Source organism: Streptomyces sp. CB02980, assembly GCF_014451325.2.
Classification (GTDB): domain Bacteria; phylum Actinomycetota; class Actinomycetes; order Streptomycetales; family Streptomycetaceae; genus Streptomyces.
Window position 1 is genome coordinate 18410 of the sequence record NZ_JACSCH020000029.1, and the last position, 23659, is coordinate 42068.

General features: G+C 71.5%; 23 protein-coding genes. 16 read left to right on the plus strand and 7 right to left on the minus strand.

Annotated elements, in window-relative coordinates; translation table 11 throughout:
- Position 1 precedes the first annotated feature (1 nt).
- From E0F75_RS37585 to E0F75_RS37595, 3 genes are read left to right on the plus strand one after another with little or no spacing between them, the layout of a single operon-like run.
- Positions 2-928 carry a glutamate ABC transporter substrate-binding protein gene (locus tag E0F75_RS37585; protein ID WP_229315493.1) on the plus strand — a complete coding sequence of 309 codons (927 nt, stop codon included), beginning with the start codon at positions 2-4 and terminating at the stop codon, positions 926-928.
- 18 nt (positions 929-946) lie between these two features.
- Positions 947-1591 (plus strand): amino acid ABC transporter permease, encoded by a 645-nt coding sequence (locus E0F75_RS37590; protein ID WP_229315495.1) that lies wholly within the window; start codon positions 947-949, stop codon positions 1589-1591.
- On the plus strand, positions 1588-2445 hold the full coding sequence (locus tag E0F75_RS37595; RefSeq protein WP_229315497.1) for an amino acid ABC transporter permease: 858 nt from the start codon (positions 1588-1590) through the stop codon (positions 2443-2445). Before E0F75_RS37590 ends, E0F75_RS37595 begins: the two co-directional genes overlap by 4 nt.
- 37 nt (positions 2446-2482) lie before the next feature.
- On the opposite strand, the gene E0F75_RS37600 is transcribed toward E0F75_RS37595, so the two are convergent.
- Together E0F75_RS37600 and E0F75_RS37605 are read right to left on the minus strand one after the other, a co-directional pair.
- Entirely contained in the window at positions 2483-4042 is a 1560-nt protein-coding gene (locus tag E0F75_RS37600) for an alpha/beta fold hydrolase (protein ID WP_229315499.1), read from the minus strand.
- A 112-nt stretch (positions 4043-4154) separates the two neighbouring features.
- Positions 4155-5393, minus strand: a complete 1239-nt coding sequence (locus E0F75_RS37605) for a hypothetical protein (protein WP_229315501.1) — start codon at positions 5391-5393, stop codon at positions 4155-4157.
- Positions 5394-5541: 148 nt separating this feature from the next.
- On the opposite strand from E0F75_RS37605, the gene E0F75_RS37610 reads away from it, so the two are divergent.
- Positions 5542-6801, plus strand: a complete 1260-nt coding sequence (locus E0F75_RS37610) for a cytochrome P450 (RefSeq protein ID WP_229315502.1) — start codon at positions 5542-5544, stop codon at positions 6799-6801.
- Here the strand turns inward: E0F75_RS37610 and E0F75_RS37615 are convergent.
- Complete coding sequence (locus tag E0F75_RS37615; protein WP_229315504.1) at positions 6752-7483, minus strand: hypothetical protein; 732 nt, start codon at positions 7481-7483, stop codon at positions 6752-6754. The genes E0F75_RS37610 and E0F75_RS37615 overlap by 50 nt on opposite strands.
- 105 nt (positions 7484-7588) lie before the next feature.
- On the opposite strand from E0F75_RS37615, the gene ggt reads away from it, so the two are divergent.
- The gene (ggt, locus tag E0F75_RS37620) at positions 7589-9400 is read left to right on the plus strand and encodes a gamma-glutamyltransferase (RefSeq protein ID WP_229315507.1); all 1812 of its coding nucleotides are present in this window, start codon (positions 7589-7591) and stop codon (positions 9398-9400) included.
- Between the two features lie 274 nt (positions 9401-9674).
- Here the strand turns inward: ggt and map are convergent, their stop codons facing one another.
- Positions 9675-10442: a type I methionyl aminopeptidase gene (gene map / locus E0F75_RS37625; protein ID WP_229315508.1), complete on the minus strand. Its 768-nt coding sequence runs from the start codon at positions 10440-10442 to the stop codon at positions 9675-9677.
- 32 nt (positions 10443-10474) lie between these two features.
- Here map and E0F75_RS37630 point away from each other — a divergent pair, with 32 nt between their 5' ends.
- The gene (locus E0F75_RS37630) at positions 10475-10726 is read left to right on the plus strand and encodes a helix-turn-helix domain-containing protein (protein ID WP_229315509.1); all 252 of its coding nucleotides are present in this window, start codon (positions 10475-10477) and stop codon (positions 10724-10726) included.
- A gap of 59 nt (positions 10727-10785) precedes the next feature.
- Positions 10786-11358: a DinB family protein gene (locus E0F75_RS37635; RefSeq protein ID WP_229315510.1), complete on the plus strand. Its 573-nt coding sequence runs from the start codon at positions 10786-10788 to the stop codon at positions 11356-11358.
- Positions 11359-11392: 34 nt separating this feature from the next.
- Here E0F75_RS37635 and E0F75_RS37640 read toward each other — a convergent pair whose 3' ends face one another.
- Positions 11393-12079, minus strand: coding sequence for an NAD(P)-dependent oxidoreductase (locus E0F75_RS37640; RefSeq protein ID WP_229315511.1), 687 nt, complete (start codon positions 12077-12079; stop codon positions 11393-11395).
- Positions 12080-12139: 60 nt separating this feature from the next.
- Here E0F75_RS37640 and E0F75_RS37645 point away from each other — a divergent pair, with 60 nt between their 5' ends.
- The 7 genes from E0F75_RS37645 (at position 12140) to E0F75_RS37675 (ending at position 19386) form a co-directional block, all read left to right on the plus strand.
- Positions 12140-12514 carry a helix-turn-helix domain-containing protein gene (locus E0F75_RS37645; protein WP_229315512.1) on the plus strand — a complete coding sequence of 125 codons (375 nt, stop codon included), beginning with the start codon at positions 12140-12142 and terminating at the stop codon, positions 12512-12514.
- Positions 12515-12607: 93 nt separating this feature from the next.
- Positions 12608-12991, plus strand: a complete 384-nt coding sequence (locus E0F75_RS37650; protein WP_229315513.1) for a PPOX class F420-dependent oxidoreductase — start codon at positions 12608-12610, stop codon at positions 12989-12991.
- A gap of 115 nt (positions 12992-13106) precedes the next feature.
- Positions 13107-14411 carry a UL36 very large tegument protein gene (locus tag E0F75_RS37655; protein ID WP_229315514.1) on the plus strand — a complete coding sequence of 435 codons (1305 nt, stop codon included), beginning with the start codon at positions 13107-13109 and terminating at the stop codon, positions 14409-14411.
- Positions 14412-14705: 294 nt separating this feature from the next.
- Positions 14706-15548 carry a nitrilase-related carbon-nitrogen hydrolase gene (locus tag E0F75_RS37660; protein WP_229315515.1) on the plus strand — a complete coding sequence of 281 codons (843 nt, stop codon included), beginning with the start codon at positions 14706-14708 and terminating at the stop codon, positions 15546-15548.
- Complete coding sequence (locus E0F75_RS37665) at positions 15545-16825, plus strand: aspartate aminotransferase family protein (protein ID WP_229315516.1); 1281 nt, start codon at positions 15545-15547, stop codon at positions 16823-16825. The genes E0F75_RS37660 and E0F75_RS37665 overlap by 4 nt, the downstream gene beginning before the upstream one ends.
- 133 nt (positions 16826-16958) lie before the next feature.
- On the plus strand, positions 16959-18362 hold the full coding sequence (hydA, locus tag E0F75_RS37670; RefSeq protein ID WP_229315517.1) for a dihydropyrimidinase: 1404 nt from the start codon (positions 16959-16961) through the stop codon (positions 18360-18362).
- Positions 18363-18372: 10 nt separating this feature from the next.
- A complete protein-coding gene (locus E0F75_RS37675) occupies positions 18373-19386 on the plus strand; it encodes a TIGR03842 family LLM class F420-dependent oxidoreductase (RefSeq protein WP_229315518.1) in 1014 nt (337 codons plus the stop codon).
- A 160-nt stretch (positions 19387-19546) separates the two neighbouring features.
- On the opposite strand, the gene E0F75_RS37680 is transcribed toward E0F75_RS37675, so the two are convergent.
- Positions 19547-20407 (minus strand): haloalkane dehalogenase, encoded by an 861-nt coding sequence (locus E0F75_RS37680; RefSeq protein ID WP_229315519.1) that lies wholly within the window; start codon positions 20405-20407, stop codon positions 19547-19549.
- Between the two features lie 235 nt (positions 20408-20642).
- On the opposite strand from E0F75_RS37680, the gene E0F75_RS37685 reads away from it, so the two are divergent.
- Together E0F75_RS37685 and E0F75_RS37690 are read left to right on the plus strand one after the other, a co-directional pair.
- On the plus strand, positions 20643-20996 hold the full coding sequence (locus E0F75_RS37685) for a hypothetical protein (protein WP_308189646.1): 354 nt from the start codon (positions 20643-20645) through the stop codon (positions 20994-20996).
- A gap of 207 nt (positions 20997-21203) precedes the next feature.
- Positions 21204-22754 carry an NCS1 family nucleobase:cation symporter-1 gene (locus tag E0F75_RS37690; RefSeq protein ID WP_229315520.1) on the plus strand — a complete coding sequence of 517 codons (1551 nt, stop codon included), beginning with the start codon at positions 21204-21206 and terminating at the stop codon, positions 22752-22754.
- Here E0F75_RS37690 and E0F75_RS37695 read toward each other — a convergent pair.
- Positions 22708-23520 carry a serine protease gene (locus E0F75_RS37695; RefSeq protein ID WP_229315521.1) on the minus strand — a complete coding sequence of 271 codons (813 nt, stop codon included), beginning with the start codon at positions 23518-23520 and terminating at the stop codon, positions 22708-22710. The two genes, E0F75_RS37690 and E0F75_RS37695, sit on opposite strands and share 47 nt — an antisense overlap.
- Positions 23521-23659: the final 139 nt, after the last annotated feature.

A 23659-nucleotide genomic window follows, 5' to 3' on the forward strand; every position in this document is an offset into this window, starting at 1 on the left:
CATGCCGCGTACGCACCGCCCGCTCCGCACCCCGGCCGTGCCCGCCCTGCTGCTCGCCCTGACGGCGGCGCTCGTCGGCTGCGGCAGGGAGGGCAGCCCGCCCGTCAAGGGCCCTCAGCCCGACCGACTCCCCGTCTACCAGGTCCAGTCCGGCTTCACCCTGCCGGACTCCAGCACCTGGAACCGGGCGAAGAAGCGTGGCCGTCTCGTCGTCGGCGCCAAGGAGGACCAGCCCTACATGGGCGAGAAGGACCCGGCCACCGGCCGCTACTCCGGCTTCGACATCGAGATCGCCAAGATGATGGCGGCCTCCCTCGGCTTCGACCCGGCCGGCATCGACTTCCGTACGATCGCCTCGGCCAACCGCGAAACCGCCCTGCAGAACGGGCAGATCGACTACTACGTCGGCACCTACACCATCAACGACAACCGCAAGAAGCTCGTCGGCTTCGCCGGGCCCTACTACCTGGCCGGCCAGTCCCTGCTGGTCCGCACCGACGAGAACGACATCAACGGCCCCCAGGACCTGGCCGGCAAACGCGTCTGCTCGGCCGCCGGCTCCACCCCGTACCAACGCATCGAGCAGGACTACCCGAAGGCCGAACTCGTCGCCTACGACACGTACTCCGCCTGCGTGGACAACCTGCTGACCTACCAGGTCGACGCGGTCACCACCGACGACACGATCCTCATGGGCTACGCCGCCAAGGTCCCGGACGAACTCAAGGTCGTCGGCAAACCGTTCTCGAAGGAGCCGTACGGCATCGGCGTCCCGCGCGGTGACAACGCCCTGCGCTTCGCCCTCGACGACGCCCTGGCCGCCCACGAGAAGAACGGCGACTGGAAGAAGGCCTACGACGCCACCCTCGGCCTCTCCGGGGTCCCCGCCCCGACACCGCCCCCCATCGACCGCTATCCGGCGAGCTGACGAGAGGAGCCTCCCGACATGGACGTCCTGACGGACAACTTCTCGCTCTACGCCGAGGGATTCCTGGGCACCGTCGAACTCACCGTCTACGCCTCGGCGTTGGCCCTCGTCCTGGGCTTCCTCATGGCCTCGTTCCGGGTCGCGCCGGTGGGATCCTTCCGGGTCTTCGGCACGGTCTGGGTCACCGTCCTGCGCAACACCCCGCTGACCCTGCTCTTCTTCGCCGTCATGCTGGGCCTGCCCCGGTTCGGACTCGTGCTGCCCTTCAAGCTGTTCGCGGTCCTCGCGCTCGGCTGCTACACCTCGGCCTTCATCTGCGAGGTGCTGCGCTCCGGCATCAACACGGTGCCGCGCGGGCAGGGCGAGGCCGCCCGCAGTCTGGGGATGAACTTCACCCAGTCCCTCGGCACGGTCGTCCTGCCGCAGGCCTTCCGTACGGTGATCCCGCCGATCGGCTCCACCCTGATCGCCCTCGCCAAGAACTCGGCCATCGCCGGAGCATTCAGCGTCACCGAACTCCTGGGCACCTACAAGACCTTGAGCGAGCTCGGCTACAACATCGTCTGGACCTTCGTCTGGATCGCCGTCGGATACCTCATCATCACCCTCACCATCAGCGCCCTCTTCAACGTCCTCGAGAAGCGCTGGGGAGTCGCCCGATGACCGATTCCACCGCCCTCTACGACATTCCCGGGCCGCACGCCCGGCGGCGCCACCTCCTCTACGGCCTCGCGTCCACCGTCGTGATCCTCGCGCTGGCCGGCTGGATCCTCTATCTCCTCTTCGACAACGACCAGTTCACCTCCATCAAGTGGTCGCCCTTCCTCTACAAGGGCATCCAGGAGCTGCTGCTCGAAGGACTCGGCAACACCCTCAAGGCCTTCGCCTACGCCTCGGTGCTGTCGCTCGCCCTCGGCGCGGTCCTCGCCACCGGACGTCTCTCCGACCACCGGGTGCTCCGCTGGATCTCCACCCTGCTCGTCGAGTTCTTCCGCGCCATGCCCGTCCTCGTGATGATCTTCTTCATCTTCGTGGCACTCAAGGTGCAGGCCCTGCCCGCACTCGTCGCCGGACTGACCCTCTACAACGGTTCCGTCCTCGCGGAGGTCTTCCGCACCGGCATCCACGCCGTGGCACGCGGCCAGGGCGAGGCCGCGTACGCCCTCGGCATGCGCAAGACGCAGGTCATGACCTACGTCCTGGTGCCACAGGCCGTCCGCGCGATGCTCCCCGCCATCATCAGCCAGTTGGTGGTCGCCCTCAAGGACACCTCGCTCGGATTCCTCATCACCTACGAGGAGTTCCTCCACGCGGGCAAACTGATCGCCTCCAACCTGGACTACGACCTGCCGTTCATCCCGGTCGTCCTGGTGATCTCACCGATCTACATCGGGATGTGCATGCTGCTCTCCTGGTTCGCCACCTGGGTGGCCCGCAGAGAGCGCCGCAGTCCGAAGACGAAGGCCGTGGACGTCGACCCGGCCGAACCAGAGACGCTGCTGCCGGGACCGCAGTAGCGAGCGAGGGCCGCACCCGCCCGGCAGCAGCCGGTGATCACTCCTTCCGCAGCGGTACCGACACGTACGACGGGTCGGCCGAGGGGGAGGAGAAGGTCAGCTGCGCGCCGGTCGGGTTGTGCTCGATGTAGAGCGGGTCGACGGTGTCGACGACCAGCGCGAGCCGGTGCCCCGCGGGGACGTCGTACGCCGTGGAGAACAGCTCCAGATCGACGCCGAACGCCTTGCCCGGGGTCCGGTCGTGGAAGGTGTACGGGGCATTGCCGACGAGCTTGCCGACGCCGAGCGGACCCACGTCGTAGAGGTACGCGACGAGGGTGCCGCTCTCCTCGGTGGAGGTGACGGTGGTGTGCACCTTCACGGTGCCGCGCACCCGCTGCGGAGTGTCGTACCGCTCCGACTGCCAGACGCCGGCGAAGGCGCGGGGGAGGAGGGGGACGGAGACGACGGGCGGGATGCGGAGGAACTGGTCCAGGGCGTTGGTGAGCAGGGTGATGCCGCCGTTGGCGCCGGAGTCGATGTTCGCCCAGACCCGCTGCGTACCGCCGAGGTCGAACGTGCGCTGGTTCGCGTGGACGGACTTCCAGTCGGGGTAGCCCTCGTATCCGCCGGTGGAACGGGACTTGAGCTGGACGGGCTGCTCGCGGTCGATGCCGTTGTCGACGCCCTTGAGGTAGCGGTCGAACCACCGGTGGGCGCTGGTCCAGGTGTCGTTGGGCAGCCCGAACAGTCCGGTGGCCTCGGCGGTGGCGTGGTCGCCGGGCCGGAACTCCAGCCGCTTGGGGCCGGTGAGCTTCTCGAAGAAGCTCGCGTACTGGTTGGGCGGGAAGATGGTGTCGCCCCAGGCGTTGCCGAGCATGATCGCGGCACCGTTGGTGTTGATCCGGTCCAGCTGCTCGGCGGGGGAGCGCTTGCGGCCCCAGGCGATCATGTCCTCCTCCTTGTCCAGGTTGGAGGAGAGGAAGTCGCCCAGGATCTGCTTGAGTTCGGGACCGGGGCGGCCGGTGAGGTAGCCGGCGCCACCGAGCAGGGCGGCGGCCTGGAGGTGCTGGGTGCGGCCGCTGTAGATGGACTCGATGAGGTCGGCCCAGCCGCTGAGCGCGGCGACGGCCTTGATCCGCGGGTCGTGGGCGGCGGCGAGCAGGCTGATCCCGGCGCCGTACGAGACGCCCGCCATGCCGATGTGGGCGGGGTCGGCGGCGGTGTTGGCGAGGGCCCAGTCGATCACCTTGGAGGCGTCGGCGATGTCCTTGGGCCCCGCCGTCTCGATCTCCCCGCCGGACTGCCAGAAGCCACGCGAGTTGTAACTCACCACGATGTAACCGGAGTCGGCGAGCTGCTTGGCCTGGGCGAGGTACTCGATCTGGGGCATGGCCCAACTGGTGGGCAGCACGATCAGGGGGTGGCGGGTGGTGCCGGTGGACCCGGCGGGGGTCACGACGTTCGCCTTGAGGACGGTGCCGCCCTCCCCGACGATGTCGACGAAGCGGATGCCGGCGCCGGCGGTCTCTCCGGCCTGGGCGGCGGGCGCGAGCCCGAGGGCCGCCCCGGCCACGAGGGCGGCCGAGACGGCGAGGGCCAGGGGTGTGCGTCGCACGGGTCACTCCTCACTGGGTACTGCTGGGTAGGCAGTACGGGCACTGATGGGGGGCAGTGAAAGTGACCCGACGGTAACCGGGGCGGCTTACTCATGGTAACTGGTCGGTAAGTTACGTGCGGGTAACGATTGATGGCCGGGCGGTGCCGTCCAGGAGGTCGGCGGCCTCCGCGAGGTCCGTGTGCGCCTCCTGGTGGCGCCCGGTGGCCACCAGGAACAGGGCACGGTCGGTGAGGGCCTGGGGGAGGGCGGTCGCGGTGCCGTCCAGGCGGCGGGCGAGGGCGACACCCTCGTCGAACAGTGGCCGCAGGAGCCCCTCGCGCCCATGGGAGTGCCCGGCGAGTGCCGCCCGGAGGGTCAGCCTGCGGCGGACGACGTACAGCTCCGGCAGCGCGCCGGCCGCCGAGTGGCGGGCCGCCTCCGCTTCGAGGGCGGTGACCCCGTCACGGTAGGCCGCCCGCGTGTCGGGCGACCACTGGATGCCGTCCGCGCCGAACGGCGGCGCCGGTGCCTCCGGGGACGCGGCGGGCTCGTCGGAGCGGCCCGACAGCACGAACAGCGTGACCCACCGGGTGACCATGTGGCTCGTGGCCGTGCCGTGCTCCGCGAGCTGTCCGAGCACGTCCAGCGCCTCCTGCCGGGAGGCCGCCGCCTCGGCCGGGCGCCCGGCGTTCTCCAGGAGCCGGGCGTGGTGGACCAGCTCCCACACCAGATCGGCGGGTGGCATGCCGTTCTCGGCGGCCCGCCGTCTCCCGGCGTCCACGGTCCGGGCGAACGTGTCGACGGCCTCCTCGTGGAGCCCGGCGGCGGCCAGCTCGGCGGCCAGTTCGTACACACCCCAGGCCGAGACCTCCGTCTCCGTGGCCTGGACGCGCCGGTGGATATCGGCCGCCTCCCGATGGCGCCCCTCCTCGGCGAGGACATACGCGAGGCGCCGAGGCCCGTACCAGGAGTGCGTCAGCAGCTCCCGGCCCTCCGGGCCCCACGCGGCGTCCGCCATCTCCTCGCAGACCGCCCGCGCCTCGGCCCGCCGACCCAGGGCGAGGAGCGCGCGCTCTCGGAAGTGCAGGGCGCGGAACAGCCGCTCCATCCGGTTCGGCGCGCCTGCCCCGATTCGCCGGCCCGCGGCCACCCCTTCGGTGTACAGCGCCAGTTCCACCTCCGGGTCGTCGGCGTTGTACCCGGCCTGCAGGAGCGTATCGACCAGCTTCGGCAGATACGCCCTGGGGCTCACCTCCGCGAGCACTCGGTACGCCCTCAACTGCTCCTGGAGGCCGAGCCGCCCCGATCCGAGCAGCAGTACCCGCGCTCGCAGCACCGCGTCCTCGTCCCACTTCGCCGTGTTCCCCATGTGCCCCCTGTTCTCCGCGTGATGTACGACGGAGATTCTGGGATTCGGGGAACGGCCCGGACAAGGCTTGCGAACTGTGCGTTCCGTCCTACGAAAACCGGCCCTGACCTGTCATGATGGTGACGTCTTCACCTCGACGGGAGGACCGTTGGAGAACCGGATCGTCGCACCCGACGTCTTCGACCCGCGGATCTACGCCGCAGGCATCCCGCACGACCGCTTCCGCGCCCTGCGCGACCACGCGCCCGTCGCGTGGCAGGAGGAGCCCGAGATCCTGGGCTGGCCCGCCGGTTCCGGGTTCTGGGCCGTCACCCGGCACGCCGACGTCGTCCGGGTGCTCAAGGACTCCGGGACGTACTCCTCGCACCTCGGCGCCACCCAGATCCGCGACCCCGACCCCGCCGATCTGCCCTTCATCCGGCGCATGATGCTCAATCAGGACCCTCCGGAGCACGGCCGGTTGCGGCGCCTCGTCAGCCGGGCCTTCACCCCGGGGCGGATCGAGCGGTTCGGCGTCACCGCGCGGGAGCGTGCGCGGCAGCTGCTCGCGGGCGCGGTCGACGCGGGCGGCGAGGTGGACCTCGTCCGCGCCGTCACCGACGACTACGCGCTGCTCAACCTCACCGATCTGCTCGGAGTGCCCCCGAGCGACCGGGGCCTGCTGCACACCTGGACCGAGCGGGTCATCGCGTACCAGGACCCCGACGAACCGCCCGTCCTCGACGACGAGGGGCGGCCCGTCAATCCGCGGTCGCCGGCGATGCTCGCCGAGATGTTCGACTACGCCCAGGAGCTCGCCGCCCACAAGCGCGAGCATCCCGCCGATGACGTCATGAGCGTGCTCGCCACCTCAGAACTGGCCGACGCCGAACTGGAGATGTTCTTCTTCCTGCTGACCGTCGCCGGAAACGACACCGTCCGCAGCGCCGCCCCCGGCGGGCTCCTCGCTCTCGCCGAACACCCCGACGAACAACGGAGGTTGTGGAACGGAGACGTCTCCCCGGACACGGCGGTGGACGAACTGCTCCGCGTCCACCCGCCCGTGCTCTCCTTCCGGCGCACGGCCGCCCGCGACACCGAACTCGCGGGGCAGGCGATCCGGCGCGGCGACAAGGTCGTCGTCTTCCACGCCTCCGCCAACCACGACGAGCGCGTCTTCCCCGACCCGCACCGTCTTGACCTCGACCGGAGCCCGAACCCGCACGTGTCCTTCGGCGACGGCCCGCACGTCTGCCTCGGCGCGCACTTCGCCCGGCTTCAGCTCCGCGTGCTCCACGAGGAGGTACGCCGGGCCTGCCCCGGCGGCCTGGAGCTCGCCGGCCCGCCCCGGCGCCTCGTCTCCAACTTCATCAACGGCATCAAGTCGCTGCCGGTGCGACTACGGGAACCGTCCGCGCCGCGCGCGTGACATCGGCCACCAGCTCGACCACATCGGGGCCGTACGCCTGCGAGTTGACGACCTTCAGGAGCACCACGAAGGACCCGGAGCGGTGCAGACGTGCCAACTCCTCGTAGTGGCGGGCGAGATAGCGGGTCGCCGCCTGGTTGGTGATGGCCCGCTGCCCGCAGAAGAGGAACACCGGCCGGCCCCCCTCCCCGGCGGTGAGCCGGGCGAGGATCACGTACTCGCTGACCCCCGGCTCCGAGGGGTAGCGCTCCCCGCCGATCAGGAACGCCCCGCGGTCCGCGCTCGGCTCGACCTCGACGTTCACCTCGATGCCCGGGAGCAGGGTCGCCAGATGGGCGGCCATCCGCCGGTTCGAGTAGGGGCCGCCTACGCAGAACTCCGTCCGGTCGCCGAATCCCTGGTGGGCCTGATCGTGCGAGAGGATCCGGGCCTGCGCCCCGCAGTCCTTGATCAGCGCGGACAGTTCAAGGAGGGCGAACACGTCGAACCGGTGGACCGAGCGGTCGCCGCCCGACTCCCTGTTCACCACGAGCAGGCACTCCGAGTTCCCCGGCAGGCCGAAGAACTCCTGCTTGCGGCGGAGCCTCCGCCGCCAGAGGTACGTGCGGCCCAGCCAGCCGAGCGACGCGCTGACCCCCGTCGCGAGCACCCCGAGCACGATGTTGCGCAGGTCTTCGTCCATGGGCGCGCATGCTAGCGGGGAAACGGCCTCCTGTTCGAGGCGGTCCTGACGGGAGGGGCCGGGGGAAGTTACGCTGCGCGGACGGTCATTGACTGGAGGTAGGGAATGCGTCGCTCCGCCGCTGGGAAGGTCTCCGCTCTCGCCGTCGCGGCGACGGTGCTCTCGATGGGTGCCGCCGCTCCGCCCACGGCCCCACCGGCCGCACCGCCACCGCCCGTCAAGGAACCCGTCGCCGTCGGCTACGGCGGCGCGGTCGCCAGTGTGGACGCCGACGCCTCGGCCGCCGGTGTCGAGGTGCTCCGCAAGGGCGGCAACGCCGTGGACGCCGCCGTCGCCGTCGCGGCCGCGCTCGGCGTCACCGAGCCCTACTCGGCGGGCATCGGGGGCGGCGGCTACTTCGTCTACTACGACGCGAAGAGCCGTACGGTCCACACCGTCGACGGACGCGAGACCGCGCCGCGCTCGGCCGACACGAACCTCTTCGTGGAGAACGGCGCGCCGATCCCCTTCGAGGAGGGGATGACCAGCGGCCGTGGCGTCGGCACCCCCGGCACCCCGGCGACCTGGAAGACCGCCCTCGACGCCTGGGGCAGCAAGAGGCTCGGCACCCTGCTCGAACCCGCCGAGCGGCTGGCCCGCGAGGGCTTCACCGTCGACGCCACCTTCCGCGCGCAGACCGCGGGCAACGAGGCGCGGTTCCGCGACTTCCCCGCGAGCTCCGAACTCTTTCTTCCGGGCGGGCAGTTGCCCGTCGTCGGCTCGGTCTTCAAGAACCCCGACCTGGCCCGTACGTACGAGAAACTCGGGCGCGAGGGCGTCGGCGCGCTCTACCGGGGTCCGCTCGCCCGGGACATCGTGAACACCGTCCGCACGCCCCCGGTCCGCGAGGGCGCCACCCGGAAGGTGCGGGCCGGCGACCTGACGGAGCGTGACCTCGGCGCGTACCACACCGTGTTCCGCAAGCCCACCAAGGTTTCGTACCGGGATCTCGACGTCTACGGGATGCCCCCGTCCTCCTCCGGTGGCACGAGCGTCGGCGAGGCCCTCAACATCCTGGAGGGCACCGACCTCGCGAGCGCCTCCCCGGCCCGCTATCTGCACCGCTTCATCGAGTCGAGCCGCATCGCCTTCGCCGACCGGGGCCGCTGGGTCGGCGACCCCGCCTTCGAGTCCGTGCCGACACGGGGGCTGCTCTCCCAGCGGTACGCCGACTCGCGCGCCTGCCTGATCCGGGACGACGCCGCCCTGACCAGCCCCCTCGCGCCCGGCGACCCGAACAGCCCGGTGCCGTGCGCGAGCGGTGGCACGGCGGCCCCGACCACGTACGAGGGGGAGAACACCACCCACCTCACGGTGGCCGACAAGTGGGGCAACGTCGTCGCCTACACCCTCACCATCGAGTCCACCGGCGGCAGCGGGATCACCGTGCCCGGCCGGGGCTTCCTGCTCAACAACGAACTGACCGACTTCTCCTTCGCCCCGGCGAACCCGGCCGTGCACGACCCGAACCTGCCCGGCCCCGGCAAGCGGCCGCGCTCCTCGATCTCGCCGACGATCGTCCTCGACGGACACGACCGGCCGGTCCTCGCGCTCGGGTCGCCGGGTGGCGCGACCATCATCACGACGGTCCTCCAGACCCTCACCGGGGTCGTCGACCGGGGCCTGCCGCTCGTCGACGCGATCGCCGCGCCGCGGGCCAGCCAGCGCAACCAGGCCACCACCGAGCTCGAACCCGGCCTGTGGAACAGCCCGGTCAGGGCGGAGCTCGAAGCCATCGGGCACGGCTTCCGGCAGAACCCGGAGATCGGCGCGGCGACCGGCGTCCAGCGCCTGCCGGACGGCCGCTGGGTGGCCGCGGCCGAGACCGTGCGCAGGGGCGGCGGGTCGGCGATGGTGGTCAGGCCGGCGGGGAAGTAGCGGCGGGAGGGGGCACACGGGTGCCCCCTCCCCGTCCTGCGGCGGACGCGCGTCGCAGCGCGTCTGCCGCGTTCCGCGGGGGGACGCGCGTCCCCCCGGTGCGTCTGCCGCGTCCCGCAGTGGACGGTGCGTCCCCCTGTGCGTCTGCCGCGTCCCGCAGTGGACGGTGCGTCCCCCTGTGCGTCCGCCGTGCCCCCAGTGGACGTGCGTCCCACCCCGTGCGTCTGCCGCGCCCCTGTGGCGGGCGTGTGTCCTGCCGCGCGCCCTCCGCGTCCTACAGCGCCGTCAGCACCCGCGGGCCCTCGTCCGTGATCGCCACCGTGTGCTCCGCGTGCGCCGCGCGTGAGCCGTCGACCGTGCGGATCGTCCAGCCGTCGCGCGCCGTGTAGTGGTCGTCCGTGCCGCCCCCGATCAGCATCGGCTCGATCGCGAGCACCATCCCGTGGCGCAGTTTCATGCCCCGGCCCGGTCGTCCCTCGTTGGGGACGCCCGGGTCCTCATGCATCGTGCGGCCGATGCCGTGGCCGCCGAAGCCGTCCGGGATGCCGTACCCGGCGGCGCGGCACACCCGGCCGATCGCGTGCGCGACGTCGCCGATGCGGTTGCCGACGACGGCGGCCGCGATGCCTGCCTCCAGGGCCTCCTCCGCCGCGGCGATCAGCCGGGTGTCCTCCGGCCGGGCCGGGCCGACCGTGAAGCTGATCGCCGAGTCGCCCGCCCAGCCGCCGAGCAGGGCCCCGCAGTCAGCCGAGACCAGGTCGCCCGGGGCGAGCCGGGTGTCGTCCGGGATGCCGTGGACGATCGCGTCGTTCACGGAGACGCACACGACCGCGGGGAACGGCACCGGCGCCCATTCGGGGCGGTAGCCGAGGAACGGCGATCCGGCGCCCGCTTCGGCGAGGACCTCCCGCGCCGCGCGGTCGAGGTCGGTGAGCGGCACGCCGGGCGCCGCCTTCTCCCGTACGGCCGCCAGGGCGCGGGCGACCACCCGCCCCGCCTCACGCATCGCGGCCAGGTTCTCGTTCGTCTTGATCTCCACCATGCCAATTACTATACCGGTATTAGTATGGCGTCATGGTGCGCACACCCCTGACCCCCGAAGAGCGCGAGCGCGGCGAGCGCCTCGGCCTGTTCCTGCGCGAAGCGCGCGGCGAGCGGTCGATGGTGGAGATCGCCGCCGCCGCCGGACTGTCCGCCGAGACCCTCCGCAAGATCGAGACGGGCCGGGCCCCCACCCCGGCGTTCTTCACCGTCGCGGCCCTCGCCCGGGTCCTCGGCCTCTCCATGGACGAGCTGGTCGTCCGCTGCGCGCTCGCGCCCGCCTGACGGCCCCCGACCCCGGGTGCGCGGGAATTCGGTGGCGCAGGGGACCGGCACGGACGATCATGCGACGCATGAGCGACGCACCCGCACGATGGACCACGGCGACCGTCTACCCCGACATGTGGGCGGACCCGGACGACGACCCCCGCAACAGCAACGGGGGTCCCGGCTCGGAGGGTGAGCTCGCGACCTTGCAGGACTGCCTGCGGGACTACCGGCTGACCCTGCGGATGAAGTGCGAGGGGCTGGACGCGGAGCAGCTCGCCCGCCGGTCGGTCCCGCCGTCGACCATGTCGCTGCTCGGCCTGGTCCGGCACCTCGCCGAGGTGGAGCGGGACTGGCGCAACTGGATCAGCGACGGTGAACCGCTGCCGAAGCTGTACGGCAGGAAGGACGCGGACTTCGACGGCGCCGTCGCCGAACAGGCCGTGGCCGACGCCGCGTTCGCCGATCTGGAGCGGGAGCAGGCGGCGCTCGACGCCGAGCTGGCCGAGCATCCGGACCTGGGCGTACGGGTGGGGAAGGACGAGATCGCGATCCGGGAGCTGATGGTGCACCGGATCGACGAGTACGCCCGCCACTGCGGCCACGCCGACCTGCTGCGCGAGTGCGTCGACGGCAGGGTCGGCCAGTGACGGGCGCCGGGCGGCTCCAGGGCCGAGCCGGTTCCTAGACCGAGACCGCCAGCTGGACGCGGCTGTGGCGCGGGAGCTCGATCTCGTCGAGGAGCGCCCGGGCCAGGTCCGCGTGGGCGATCCGGCCGGCGCCGTCGATCACCGTGCCCACGGCCGTCCGGTAGCCCCCGGTCACCTCGGCCTCCGCGTTCAGGTCCTGCGGGGGTACGACCATCAGCCAGTCGAGCTCCTGCCCCGCCTCTGCGGTCAGCAGCGCGAACTCGGCCACGTGCCCCTGCGAGAACACCCGCCACTGTTCCGGGAACTCGGGTGCGTCCATGACCCGCACCCCCGGCTCCGTCTCCAGCGTCGTGGCGATACCCAGCGTCAACAGCCGTCGCACACCCGCCTCTTCGAGTCCCGTGATCAGCGCCTTGGCCGCCGCCGTGAAGTACTCCTCCGAGGAGACGTCGAGGCGGACCGACGTGTTCACGGCGGCGTCATGGCCGGCCGCCAGGGCGGCCACCGAGGCCGGGTCGGTGACGTCGCCCCGTACCAGCGTGACCGAATCCCCGTCCAGATCGGGGTACTTCGAAGGATCGCGGACCACCGCGGTCACCCGGTGGCCCCGGGTCACCGCCTCCGCGACGGCCGCGCGGCCGACCCGTCCACCCGCTCCGAAGACGACGATGCTCCTGCTGACGGCGTTCCCGCTCGTGTCGTTGCTCGTGTCGTTGTTCATGGCAGGACCGTAGAACCGGAGTGCCTGGTTACTTCAACGGTACTGGGCTAGCTTCGGCACATGAACCAGCCGCTGCCCACCGACCTCTTCCACGACCCGGACTGCTCCGACCGTGCCCAGCCCATCCGCGTCGGCGGCAAGTGGACCGCCGTGGTGCTCCGCTGTCTGGAGGACGGACGGCCGCGCCGCTTCTCCGAGCTGCGCGTCCCGCTCCACTGGATCACCCCCAAGGTCCTCACCGAGACCCTGCGCACCATGGAGCGCGACGGCTTCCTCACCCGCACCGCGTACGACGAGAACCCGCCGCGCGTCGAGTACGCGCTGACCGCCCTCGGCCGGTCGCTGATCGATCCCCTCGACGCCGCCTGCGCGTGGGCCCGCGACCATGTCCCGGAGATCACCGAGGCCAGGACCGCGTACGCGCAGGGCGGCTGACGCCGGGGCGGCCGGACGGCGCGGACCGCGTCTTCGCCGCCCGGGAGACCCTGCCCCCCGCCTCCACTCCGACCCCGGCATAGGCTCCCGGGCATGATGCCCGAAGAGCTGCGGCGCGGCCGCTACGTCAGCCTGACCACCTACCGCAAGAACGGCACGGGGGTCGCGACACCCGTCTGGTACGCGGTCGACGGCGACGAGCTGTACGCCTGGACCCGCACGGACTCCTGGAAGGTCAAGCGGCTGCGGAACGACCCGAGGGTCGAGGTCGCCGTCTGCGACCTGCGCGGCAACGTAGCCGAGGGCGCCGAGCGCTTCACCGGGGAGGGCCGGCTGGTGACGGGGGAGGAGCTGCGCCGGATCCGGGGGCTGCTCTCGCGCAAGTACACCTGGCAGTACTGGCTGACCGACGTGCCCGCCATGCTCGTCCGGCTCGGGAAGCGCCCGCACACCGGGATCGTCGTGCGATTCGGGTGAATTGGGCGGTAGGGCACGCGCAGGAAAACGGTCCGTAGTCGTCCCGTAACACGACTGCGGTCCAATACCCGCGGACCGGAAGGTTCCAGTCGACGGCGGGGCAGGTGCGGATCGCATGACGGTGTATCAACTCCCGGCGGAAGTCGCCACGTTCAGGCAATGGTTGACGGAGCTCGCGTGCCGCATCCCGTCGGGCGGCGGCTGGTACGGAGTCTTCGTCGAACGCGACCCGGACGGGCTGCGCGCCTGCTTCGACGGGATGGAGATCCTGCCCTGGGACATCGTCGAGTCCCTGCTTCAGGACGCCGGCGAAGCGGTCGGGGGGCCGTTCGCCGTCCGGGGCGGGACGCTGTACGCGGCGGCCACCGGCGCCCACGACCGCCGCCCCGGCGGAGCGGAGGCGCTCACCGAACGCCGTGAGCTCATGGAGCGCGAACGCCGGTACGCCGAGTCCCGGGCCCGTGAACTGGGCGACCGGCTCCGTGCGACCCCGGCTCCCGGCCCGGACGACACGGCCCGCCTGGAGCACGACCTGGCCTGGACGCGCGACGACCACGCGCGGGCGACGGCACGGGTCGCCGACCTGACGGCCCGCCTCGCACGGCTGGGGGAGCGGAGCGAGGGCGGCGCGACGCCGGGGCCGCCGCCGGCACCGGCACCGGCACCGGCACCGGCACCGGCACCGGCCAAGCGTCGCCCGCGTGGCGCGCGCTACGCGTGGCTTGACGCCGCTGCCGAGGACCAGGGGCCGGTGGCCGTGCCCGTTCCCGTACTCCCCACCGGGGGAGCGGCGCCGCGCGGGGCCCGGTTCGGGGGCGCCGCCCAGCCGGCCGAGGCCGCCGCGCCCGGCGCCGCCGACCCGGCGGTGCCCTCCGGGGCCGACCCCGCCGAGGCGGGCCGCGCCGCGGCCAACGCGGTCTACGCGCTCCAGCGGCTCCGCGCCCAGGGCCGCAGCGGCGAGGCCCACGCCCTGCTCTGCGAGGCGCTCAACGGGCCGCCCGTCCGGCTGCCCGCCCTCGCCGGGGAACTGCATCGCGCCGGCCTCGGCGCCGACTGGTCCATCCTGCTCTGGGAGGCGGCCTCGCTGCCGCCCGGCCGGCTCGCCGCCGTCGCCGGGGCGCTCGCCGACGCGGGCCGCGCCGCCGACTGCGATCAGCTCCTCCGTCAGGGCGTGGCCCGCCCCGTCGAGGAGCTCGCCGGGGCGTGCGCCGCCCTGCGGGCCGAGGGCCACCACCGCGAGGCCCACGCGCTGCTCACCGCCTTCGTCCGGGTCCGCGCCCCCGAGGACGCGGCCCGCCTCGCGGCCGAGGATCCGCGGGGGCTCGCGCCCCAACTCCTCGAAGCCGCCCGAGCGGTGTCCGCGTCCCGCGAGAGCGATCTGCTGCACGCCCTCCGCGTGGCCGGCCTCGCGGGTGCGTGACCCGGCCGGGCGGGCTCCCTGCGGGGTGGGATTCCGGGCCCGGCGAGCTCCTCTCGCCCGGCCCGGAACCCGCCCCGCGCAGGAGGCCCGCGCCTGCACGTCTCCGTCATGCCCGGACGTGCCGGTACGTGTCGGTACGTGTCCGACGTGGACCACTCGGGTATGAAACATGATCGACCCCGCTGCTTCCCGGCGGCGGTCTTGCTCCGAGGTGTGACGGGGCTTACGTTCTCCTCCTACGCATCGCGTCTACGTGCGTAGAGGCTCTCTGACGCCGTGCCGAAGGAGCAGATCATGACCGACGTCGTACGCGCCGCGCTCGTCCAGGCGACCTGGACCGGCGACACCGAATCCATGATCGCCAAACACGAGGAGTACGCCCGGGAGGCCGCCCGTCAGGGTGCCAAGGTGATCGGCTTCCAGGAGGTGTTCAACGCCCCCTACTTCTGCCAGGTCCAGGAGCCCGAGCACTACCGGTGGGCCGAGCCCGTCCCCGACGGCCCCACCGTCAGCCGGATGCGGGACCTCGCCCGGGAGACCGGGATGGTGATCGTCGTGCCCGTCTTCGAGGTCGAGAGCGAGGGCTTCTACTACAACACCGCCGCCGTGATCGACGCCGACGGCAGCTACCTCGGCAAGTACCGCAAGCACCACATCCCCCAGGTCAAGGGCTTCTGGGAGAAGTACTACTTCCGCCCGGGGAACGCCGGCTGGCCGGTCTTCGACACCGCCGTCGGCCGCGTCGGCGTCTACATCTGCTACGACCGGCACTTCCCCGAGGGCTGGCGCCAACTCGGGCTCAACGGGGCCCAGTTGGTCTACAACCCCTCGGCCACCCACCGCGGTCTCTCCTCCTACCTCTGGCAGCTGGAGCAGCCCGCCGCGGCCGTCGCCAACGAGTACTTCGTCGCCGCCATCAACCGCGTCGGCATCGAGGAGTACGGCGACAACGACTTCTACGGCACGAGCTACTTCGTCGACCCGCGCGGGAAGTTCGTCGGCGACGTCGCCTCCGACAAGACGGAGGAACTCCTCGTCCGCGACCTCGACTTCGGTCTCATCGAGCAGGTGCGCCAGCAATGGGCGTTCTACCGGGACCGACGCCCCGACGCCTACGACGGGCTGGTGCAGCCGTGAGCAGTCTCTTCGACCGGCACAGGGCCGTCATCCCCGACTGGGTCGCCCTCTACTACAAGGACCCCGTCGAGATCACCCACGGCGAGGGCCGCCACGTCTGGGACGCCGACGGCCGCCGGTACCTCGACTTCTTCGGCGGCATCCTCACCACCATGACCGCGCACGCCCTGCCCGAGGTCACCAAGGCCGTCGCCGAGCAGGCCGGGCGGATCATCCACTCCTCGACGCTCTACCTCAACCGCCCGATGGTGGAGCTCGCCGAGCGGATCGCCGGACTCTCCGGCATCCCCGACGCCCGCGTCTTCTTCACCACCTCCGGCACCGAGGCCAACGACACGGCGCTGCTCCTCGCGACCGCGTACCGCCGGTCGAACCAGATCCTCGCCATGCGGAACAGCTACCACGGCCGTTCCTTCTCGACCGTCGGCATCACCGGCAACCGCGCCTGGTCGCCCACCAGCCTCTCGCCGCTGCAGACCCTGTACGTCCACGGCGGCGTCCGGACGCGCGGTCCGTACGCCCAGTACACCGACGAGCGGTTCATCGAGGCCTGCGTCGCCGACCTCGAGGACCTCCTCGGCCACACCCGGGACGTCGCCGCGCTCATCGCCGAACCCATCCAGGGCGTCGGCGGCTTCACGGCCCCGCCCGACGGTCTGTACGCCGCTTTCCGCCGCGTCCTCGACCGGCACGGCATCCTGTGGATCTCCGACGAGGTGCAGACCGGCTGGGGCCGTACCGGCGAGCACTTCTGGGGCTGGCAGGCGCACGGTCAGGCCGGGCCGCCCGACATCCTCACCTTCGCCAAGGGCATCGGCAACGGCATGTCCGTCGGCGGAGTCGTCGCCCGCGCCGACATCATGAACTGCATCGACGCCAACTCGATCTCCACCTTCGGCGGTTCGCCCATCACCATGGCCGCCGGCCTCGCCAACCTCTCGTACCTCCTGGAGCACGACCTCCAGGGCAACGCGCGCCGGGTCGGCGGTCTGCTCATCGAGCGGATCAGGGCGGCCTGCGCCGGAGTCGAGGCGGTACGGGAGGTGCGGGGCCGTGGCCTCATGATCGGCATCGAGCTCACCGAGCCGGGCACCGAGCGGGCGAACCCGGACGCGGCCGCCACCGTCCTGGAGGCCGCCCGCGAGAACGGCCTGCTGATCGGCAAGGGCGGCGGCCACAACACCAGCATCCTGCGCATCGCGCCACCGCTCTCGCTCACCGTCGCCGAGGCGGAGGAGGGTGCGGCGATGCTCGAAGCGGCCCTGCGCGAGCTGTAGCCACCGCGGCCCGCCGTACCCGAGACGACACCGTCCGGCCGTACCGAGACGACACCGTCCCGCCGTACCGGGACGACCCGTCCCGCCGTACCGAGAGCCACACCGTCCCGCCGTATCGAGCAGGGAGAGTCCCGTGAGCATCCGAACCGCCATCCGGGGCGGCCTCGTCGTCACCGCCGCCGACGAACTCCACGCCGACGTGCTGATCGAGGACGGCCGCGTGGTCGCCCTCGCGGCCCACGGCTCCGACGCGGCGGCCGCCTGGACCGCCGACCGGACGATCGACGCCACCGACCGCTACGTGCTCCCCGGTGGCGTCGACGCCCACACCCACATGGAGTTGCCCTTCGGCGGCACCTTCGCCTCCGACACCTTCGAGACCGGCACCCGCGCCGCCGCCTGGGGCGGCACCACCACCATCGTCGACTTCGCCGTGCAGAGCGTCGGCCACAGCCTGCGCGAGGGACTCGACGCCTGGTACGCCAAGGCCGACGGCAACTGCGCGGTCGACTACGCGTTCCACATGATCCTCTCCGACGTCAACGAGCACACGCTCAAGGAGATGGACAAGCTCGTCCAGGAGGGCATCACCTCCTTCAAGCTCTTCATGGCGTACCCCGGCGTCTTCTACAGCGACGACGGCAAGATCCTGCGGGCCATGCAGCGCTCCGCCGACAACGGCGGGCTGATCATGATGCACGCCGAGAACGGCATCGCCATCGACGTCCTCGTCGAGCAGGCACTCGCCCGCGGCGAGACGGACCCCCGCTACCACGGGGAGGTCCGCAAGGCGCTCCTGGAGGCGGAGGCCACCCACCGGGCGATCCAGCTCGCCCGGGTGGCGGGAGCGCCGCTCTACGTCGTGCACGTCTCGGCGGAGGAGGCGGTCGCCGAGATCGCGACCGCCCGCGACAAGGGGCTGCCCGTCTTCGGCGAGACCTGCCCCCAGTACCTGTTCCTGTCCACCGACAACCTCGCGGAGCCGGGCTTCGAGGGCGCGAAGTACGTGTGCAGCACCCCGCTCCGGCCGAAGGAGCACCAGGCGGCGCTCTGGCGCGGACTGCGCACCAACGACCTCCAGGTGGTCTCCACCGACCACTGCCCGTTCTGCTTCGTCGGCCAGAAGGACCTCGGCCGCGGCGACTTCTCCAAGATCCCCAACGGGCTTCCCGGGGTGGAGCACCGCATGGACCTCCTGCACCAGGCCGTCGTCGACGGGCACATCTCGCGGCGCCGCTGGATCGAGATCGCCTGCGCGACACCGGCCCGCATGTTCGGCCTCTACCCGCAGAAGGGCACGATCGCCCCGGGCGCCGACGCCGACGTCGTGATCTACGACCCGCACGCCGTCCAGACCCTGTCCGCCGAGACCCACCACATGAACGTCGACTACTCGGCGTACGAGGGGAAGACGGTCACCGGCCAGGTCGAGACCGTCCTCTCACGGGGCGAGGTCGTCATCGACCAGCGCAAGTACGTCGGCCACGCCGGTCACGGCACGTTCGTGCCGCGTTCCACCTGCCAGTACCTGAACTAGGAGAGCGACGTTGGATTTTGGACTCGTCCTGCAGACCGACCCGCCCGCCTCGCAGGTCGTCGGCCTGATGCGCCGGGCGGAACGCAACGGCTTCCGCTACGGCTGGACCTTCGACTCCGCCGTCCTGTGGCAGGAACCCTTCGTCATCTACAGCCAGATCCTCGCCAACACCACGAAGCTGCACGTCGGCCCGATGGTGACCAACCCCGGGACGCGTACGTGGGAGGTCACGGCCTCCACCTTCGCCACCCTGAACGACATGTACGGCAACCGGACCGTCTGCGGCATCGGCCGCGGCGACTCGGCGATGCGCGTGGCCGGCCGCAGACCCAACACCCTGGCCCGCCTCGGTGAGGCCATCGACGTCATCCGCGACCTCGCTGAGGGCCGGGAGACGGAGGTGGACGGCAACCCGATCCACATCCCCTGGATCAAGAACGGCAAGCTCCCCGTCTGGATGGCGGCGTACGGCCCCAAGGCCCTCGCGCTCGCCGGGCAGAAGGCCGACGGCTTCATCCTCCAGCTCGCCGACCCCTTCCTGACGGAGTGGATGGTCAAGGCCGTCCGGGAGGCGGCCCGGGAGGCCGGCCGCGACCCCGACGCCCTGACGATCTGCGTCGCCGCCCCCGCCTACGTCACCGCCGACGACTCGCCCGAGGCCCTGGCGCACGCCCGCGACCAGTGCCGCTGGTTCGGCGGCATGGTCGGCAACCACGTCGCCGACCTGGTGTCCAAGTACGGCGAGCACTCCTCGATGGTGCCGGAGGAGCTGACGGCGTACATCAAGGACCGCCAGGGCTACGACTACTCGCACCACGGCCGCGCCGACAATCCCGACACGACCTTCGTCCCCGACGAGATCGTCGACCGCTTCTGCCTTCTCGGACCCGCCGAGGCCCACATCGAGAAGCTGCGGCACCTGCGGGACCTCGGCGTCGACCAGTTCGCCGTCTACGACATGCACGACAACCGGGAGGGCACGATCGACGCCTACGGCTCCGACATCATCCCGGCGTTCCGCTGAGACGGAGGGGGCGGCCGCGAATGCCGGCCGCCCCGGAGCCGCTTGACGCCGGCTATTCCTCTCGCCCCTTGATCACCCCTGCCCTCTGCAGTTCGTCATGGCGGTTCCTTTCGAAGATCGGACCCGCGCCAGCGGTGGCTCGATCGTCCGGTCCCCGGAATCAGGGGAATCGTGCGGTGATCGCGTCCACGATCCGATCCGGTGCGTCTTCCTGGACGAAGTGGTTCGCCCGGCCGAGTTCGACGACGCTCAGGTCGGTGAAGGAGGAGCGAATGCGCGGGATGCACGCCTTCGGCCGGAACACCATGTCCCGCATGCCCCAGACCGCCAGAGTCGGTCTGTCGCCGAGGAGGGCGGGGACCTCATGGGCGAGTTCCTCCAGCAGGGGCCGTGCGGCGCGGATCTCCCCGGGCATGACCGCGAGGCCGCGGCGGGCTTCCTTCGTGGGTTGCACCATGCGGTAGTGGTCGGCTTCGGCTGCTGTCAGAGCGGGACCGGTTCTGCCGAGCAGGAACTGCTCTACGAGAAGGTTCCGTTCGAGGATGCGCCGTTGCATGGGGCGGCTGCTCATGATCGCGCTGAACGCCCGGTTCGCCAGCGGCTCGATCGGCCAGAACGCCGTGTTGCCCAACACGATCCCCCTGACGCGGTCCGCCCGCGCGGTTGCCGCGCCGAGACCGATGGGGCCACCCCAGTCCTGCCCCATCAGGACGAATCCGTCGAGGCGTAGGTGGTCGATCAACTCGCCCATGACCGCCGTGTGTTCCGAGACCGTGTAGCCGAAGCCGGCCGGGCGCTCGGACAGGCCGAAGCCGAGGTGGTCGACAGCGATGCAGCGGTATCGGTCACGCAGGCCCTTCACGATGTGGCGGTACAGGAAGCTCCAGGTGGGCGAGCCGTGGCAGAAGACGATCGGCGGTCCTGACCCCTCGTCGATGTAGTGGACCCGGCCTGCGGAAGAGTCGAACCATCGTGATGCGAAGGGGTAGAGGTTCGGATCGGGAACGAAGTCGATCATCATGGCGCTCTCCTCCAGCTCGGTGCGGTGTCCTGCCGGCGCGGCCCCACAGTGCTACTACAGGTGTAGAGCGAACGGCGACTCTCCTGCGCGAGACGCTTCACACACTTGCCCGGTGACCGCTCCCAGTCGTCAGCGTCGGACACGGGACCGGCGCCGGTGGAGGCATGTGGAGTCCGGTCCGGGAGTCACATTCCGCCGGGCCTGCCATCGCGCTCACGCTGGACACGATCAGCCGATGAACACCACCGTCCTGCTCGCGACCCCCGCGACGCCGGCCGCCCCCGCTCTCCTCCTCCGGCCCTGGCACGTCGACGGCGTGGCGGAGTTGGCCGAGGCGTACCGGGATCCCGCTCTGCGCCGTTGGGCGACCGCGCCGATCGAGACCGAGGGCGACGGACTGGCATGGGTGCGGGCCCAGGAGGAGGCGCGTGCGGCGTGCGTGCGGCTCGGGTTCGCCGTCGTCGGGGCGTCGTCCGGCGGGGAGCCGCAGCGGCTGGCGGGCGGCGTCCTGCTCAAGGAGCTCGCGCGTTCGACGGGATCCTCCCGGCAGCGCCTCCCGCCTTCCCGCTCGACGGCCATCTCCACGTAAGGGGAGGGTCGTAGGCGCCCCGCGGCCTCCGACGTGGTGCCGGGGGTCTACCCGCGTCCCACGCCGAGTGGAAGAATCGGTCCCCCACTCCTTGGCTGCAAGTGGTCCTTGACAGACCACGACGGAGCCGTTCCGGCATGGCACCCCTCGCCCCTCCCCGGGCGACACCTCGTTCCGTCCTCCCCGCCGAACGAAGGGTTCCTCCGTATGACCGCAACCGTCCCCCCGGAGAGATCCGTAGGCCCCTCCGAACCCGCCGGACCCGGCGGCCGCGTCGAACTCGCCCCCGGCACCGCCCCCGACGACCCCCGCTTCGTCAACGAGGACCTGCTCCCCGTCCCCGTCGCCCAACGCCGCTGGACCACCTACAACTTCGCCGCCCTCTGGGTCGGCATGGCCCACAACATCCCCTCCTGGATGCTCGCCTCCGGTCTCGTCGCCCTCGGCATGGACTGGAAGCAGGCGGTGCTCACCATCGCCCTCGCCAACGTCGTCGTCCTGCTGCCGATGCTGCTCACCGGACATGCCGGACCCAAGTACGGCATCCCGTTCCCCATCCTCGCCCGCGCCTCGTTCGGCCTGCGCGGAGCGAACCTGCCCGCCCTCATCCGGGCCGGGGTCGCCTGCGCCTGGTTCGGCATCCAGACCTGGATCGGCGGCCAGGGCATCTTCGTGCTGCTCGACAAGGTCTTCGGGGGCGGCTGGGCGGACGCGTCGAGGATCGGCGGCCAGCCCTGGACCCTCTGGCTCTGCTTCGCCCTCTTCTGGGCCCTCGAACTCGCCATCATCTACCGGGGGATGGAGGCCCTGCGCCGCTTCGAGAACTGGGCCGCGCCCTTCGTCATCGTCGGCGCGCTCGTCCTTCTCGGCTGGATCGCCGTCAAGGCCGGCGGCCTCGGCCCCCTGCTCGACCAGCCGTCGAAGCTCGGCTGGGGCGCCGACTTCTGGCCCGTCTTCTTCCCCGCCCTCATGGGCATGATCGCCTTCTGGGCGACGCTCAGCCTCAACATCCCCGACTTCACCCGCTTCGGCGCCGGCCAGCGCTCCCAGGTTCTGGGCCAGTCCCTCGGACTCCCCACCACCATGACCCTGTTCGCGCTGCTCTCGGTGCTCGTCACCTCCGGCTCGCAGGCCGTGTACGGGGCGCCCGTCTGGGACCCGGTGGCACTCGCCGCCAAGACCGACGACGTCTTCGGACTGCTCTTCGCCCTGGTGACGGTGCTGGTCGCCACCCTGTCGGTGAACATCGCGGCGAACGTCGTCTCCCCGGCGTACGACCTCGCCAACCTCGCACCGAAGCTGATCGACTTCCGTACGGGCGCGCTGATCACCGGAGTCGTCGGCGTGCTCATCATGCCGTGGAAGCTCACCGCCACCCCCGAGCTGTACATCTTCACCTGGCTCGGCCTGGTCGGCGGTCTCCTCGGTACGGTCGCGGGCATCCTGATCGCCGACTACTGGCTCGTCCGCCGTACCGTCCTCGACCTGGCGGGGCTCTACCGGGCCGACGGACCCTACTGGTACCGGGGCGGCTGGAACCCGGCCGCCGTGCTCGCCTTCGTGGTCGGCGGCGTCCTCGCCGTCGGCGGCTCCCACTCGGCCCCGGGCACCGGCCCCTTCCCCGAGGACGGTCTGATCCCCTTCCTGAAACCCCTGTCCGACTACGGCTGGGCCGTCGGCCTCGCCGCCTCGCTGCTCCTCTACACCGCCCTCATGCGGCGCGCGGCAGCCGGCCGGTCGTCCGCTCGATCCAGCTGAGATAGGAGCGCACGCGGGTGTTCACGGCGGGAGTGTCGGTGGCGCACTCCTTGCCGTAGGACACCAGACCGACGACGTACGGCCGCCCCCGGACCACCCGGACCAGGGGGCCGCCGGAGTCGTACTGGCAGGTGTCGCGCCCGGGGGCGTACGTGCAGATCTGGGTGGGGGCGATCTGCGCCATGCCCCGGCTCGCGCAGGCCGAGTTGCTCATGGTGGAGAGGGCCACGGTCCGCAGCACGTCGGACGTGCGTCCGCCGAACGAGGTGGTGCCCCAGCCCGGCACCTCTACCTGGGTGCCGTCGACGCCGCCCGGGGCGGACGTCACCGGCAGCCCGATCGGGCGTACGTCGCGGTTGAGGGCGAGCGGCTCGGCGAGCTCGACCAGGGCGATGTCGTTCCGCTGGGTGTCGGGGTCGTAGTCCGGGTGCGGGACGAAGCGTGCCGCCGAGGCCAGGACCGCGTGGGGGCTGTCGGACCCGGTCGTCAGGTCGTGGTCGCCGAGCAGTACGCCCACCCGCGTGGGATCGCTGTACGAGCCCGTCAGACAGTGGGCGGCGGTGAGGACGTACCGGTCGCCGATCAGCGCCCCACCGCACATCACCCGGCGTTCGAGGACGTCCACGAGTCCCGCCATGAAGGGGTACTGGTGGGGCCGTGCCTCCTGTCCGCCGACCACCGCCTGCGCGGGCGGCGCGATCCCGAGGGGGCTCACCGTGAGCACCGCTCCCGCGACCGCCGCCAGAAACCTCTTCGCCCGTGCCACCTGATCTCCGTACCGTCGACGCCGTGTTCCCGGGGCCCCGGTGTGCGGAGACGTTTCCGCACGTCCACCGCACGCCGTCCCGGCCCGCACGGGCTCAACGACGCGGGCCGGATGGGGTCACCTGCCCGCGGGGCCGGAC

Bases quoted from the DNA above. Each gene is read 5' to 3' on its own strand.
- E0F75_RS37585 (WP_229315493.1), top strand. From the start codon at position 2: ATGCCGCGTACGCACCGCCCGCTCCGCACCCCGGCCGTGCCCGCCCTG.
- E0F75_RS37590 (WP_229315495.1), top strand. From the start codon at position 947: ATGGACGTCCTGACGGACAACTTCTCGCTCTACGCCGAGGGATTCCTG.
- E0F75_RS37595 (WP_229315497.1), top strand. From the start codon at position 1,588: ATGACCGATTCCACCGCCCTCTACGACATTCCCGGGCCGCACGCCCGG.
- E0F75_RS37605 (WP_229315501.1), bottom strand. From the start codon at position 5,393: ATGGGGAACACGGCGAAGTGGGACGAGGACGCGGTGCTGCGAGCGCGG.
- E0F75_RS37615 (WP_229315504.1), bottom strand. From the start codon at position 7,483: ATGGACGAAGACCTGCGCAACATCGTGCTCGGGGTGCTCGCGACGGGG.
- ggt (WP_229315507.1), top strand. From the start codon at position 7,589: ATGCGTCGCTCCGCCGCTGGGAAGGTCTCCGCTCTCGCCGTCGCGGCG.
- map (WP_229315508.1), bottom strand. From the start codon at position 10,442: ATGGTGGAGATCAAGACGAACGAGAACCTGGCCGCGATGCGTGAGGCG.
- E0F75_RS37630 (WP_229315509.1), top strand. From the start codon at position 10,475: ATGGTGCGCACACCCCTGACCCCCGAAGAGCGCGAGCGCGGCGAGCGC.
- E0F75_RS37635 (WP_229315510.1), top strand. From the start codon at position 10,786: ATGCGACGCATGAGCGACGCACCCGCACGATGGACCACGGCGACCGTC.
- E0F75_RS37640 (WP_229315511.1), bottom strand. From the start codon at position 12,079: ATGAACAACGACACGAGCAACGACACGAGCGGGAACGCCGTCAGCAGG.
- E0F75_RS37645 (WP_229315512.1), top strand. From the start codon at position 12,140: ATGAACCAGCCGCTGCCCACCGACCTCTTCCACGACCCGGACTGCTCC.
- E0F75_RS37650 (WP_229315513.1), top strand. From the start codon at position 12,608: ATGATGCCCGAAGAGCTGCGGCGCGGCCGCTACGTCAGCCTGACCACC.
- E0F75_RS37655 (WP_229315514.1), top strand. From the start codon at position 13,107: ATGACGGTGTATCAACTCCCGGCGGAAGTCGCCACGTTCAGGCAATGG.
- E0F75_RS37660 (WP_229315515.1), top strand. From the start codon at position 14,706: ATGACCGACGTCGTACGCGCCGCGCTCGTCCAGGCGACCTGGACCGGC.
- E0F75_RS37680 (WP_229315519.1), bottom strand. From the start codon at position 20,407: ATGATGATCGACTTCGTTCCCGATCCGAACCTCTACCCCTTCGCATCA.
- E0F75_RS37685 (WP_308189646.1), top strand. From the start codon at position 20,643: ATGAACACCACCGTCCTGCTCGCGACCCCCGCGACGCCGGCCGCCCCC.
- E0F75_RS37690 (WP_229315520.1), top strand. From the start codon at position 21,204: ATGACCGCAACCGTCCCCCCGGAGAGATCCGTAGGCCCCTCCGAACCC.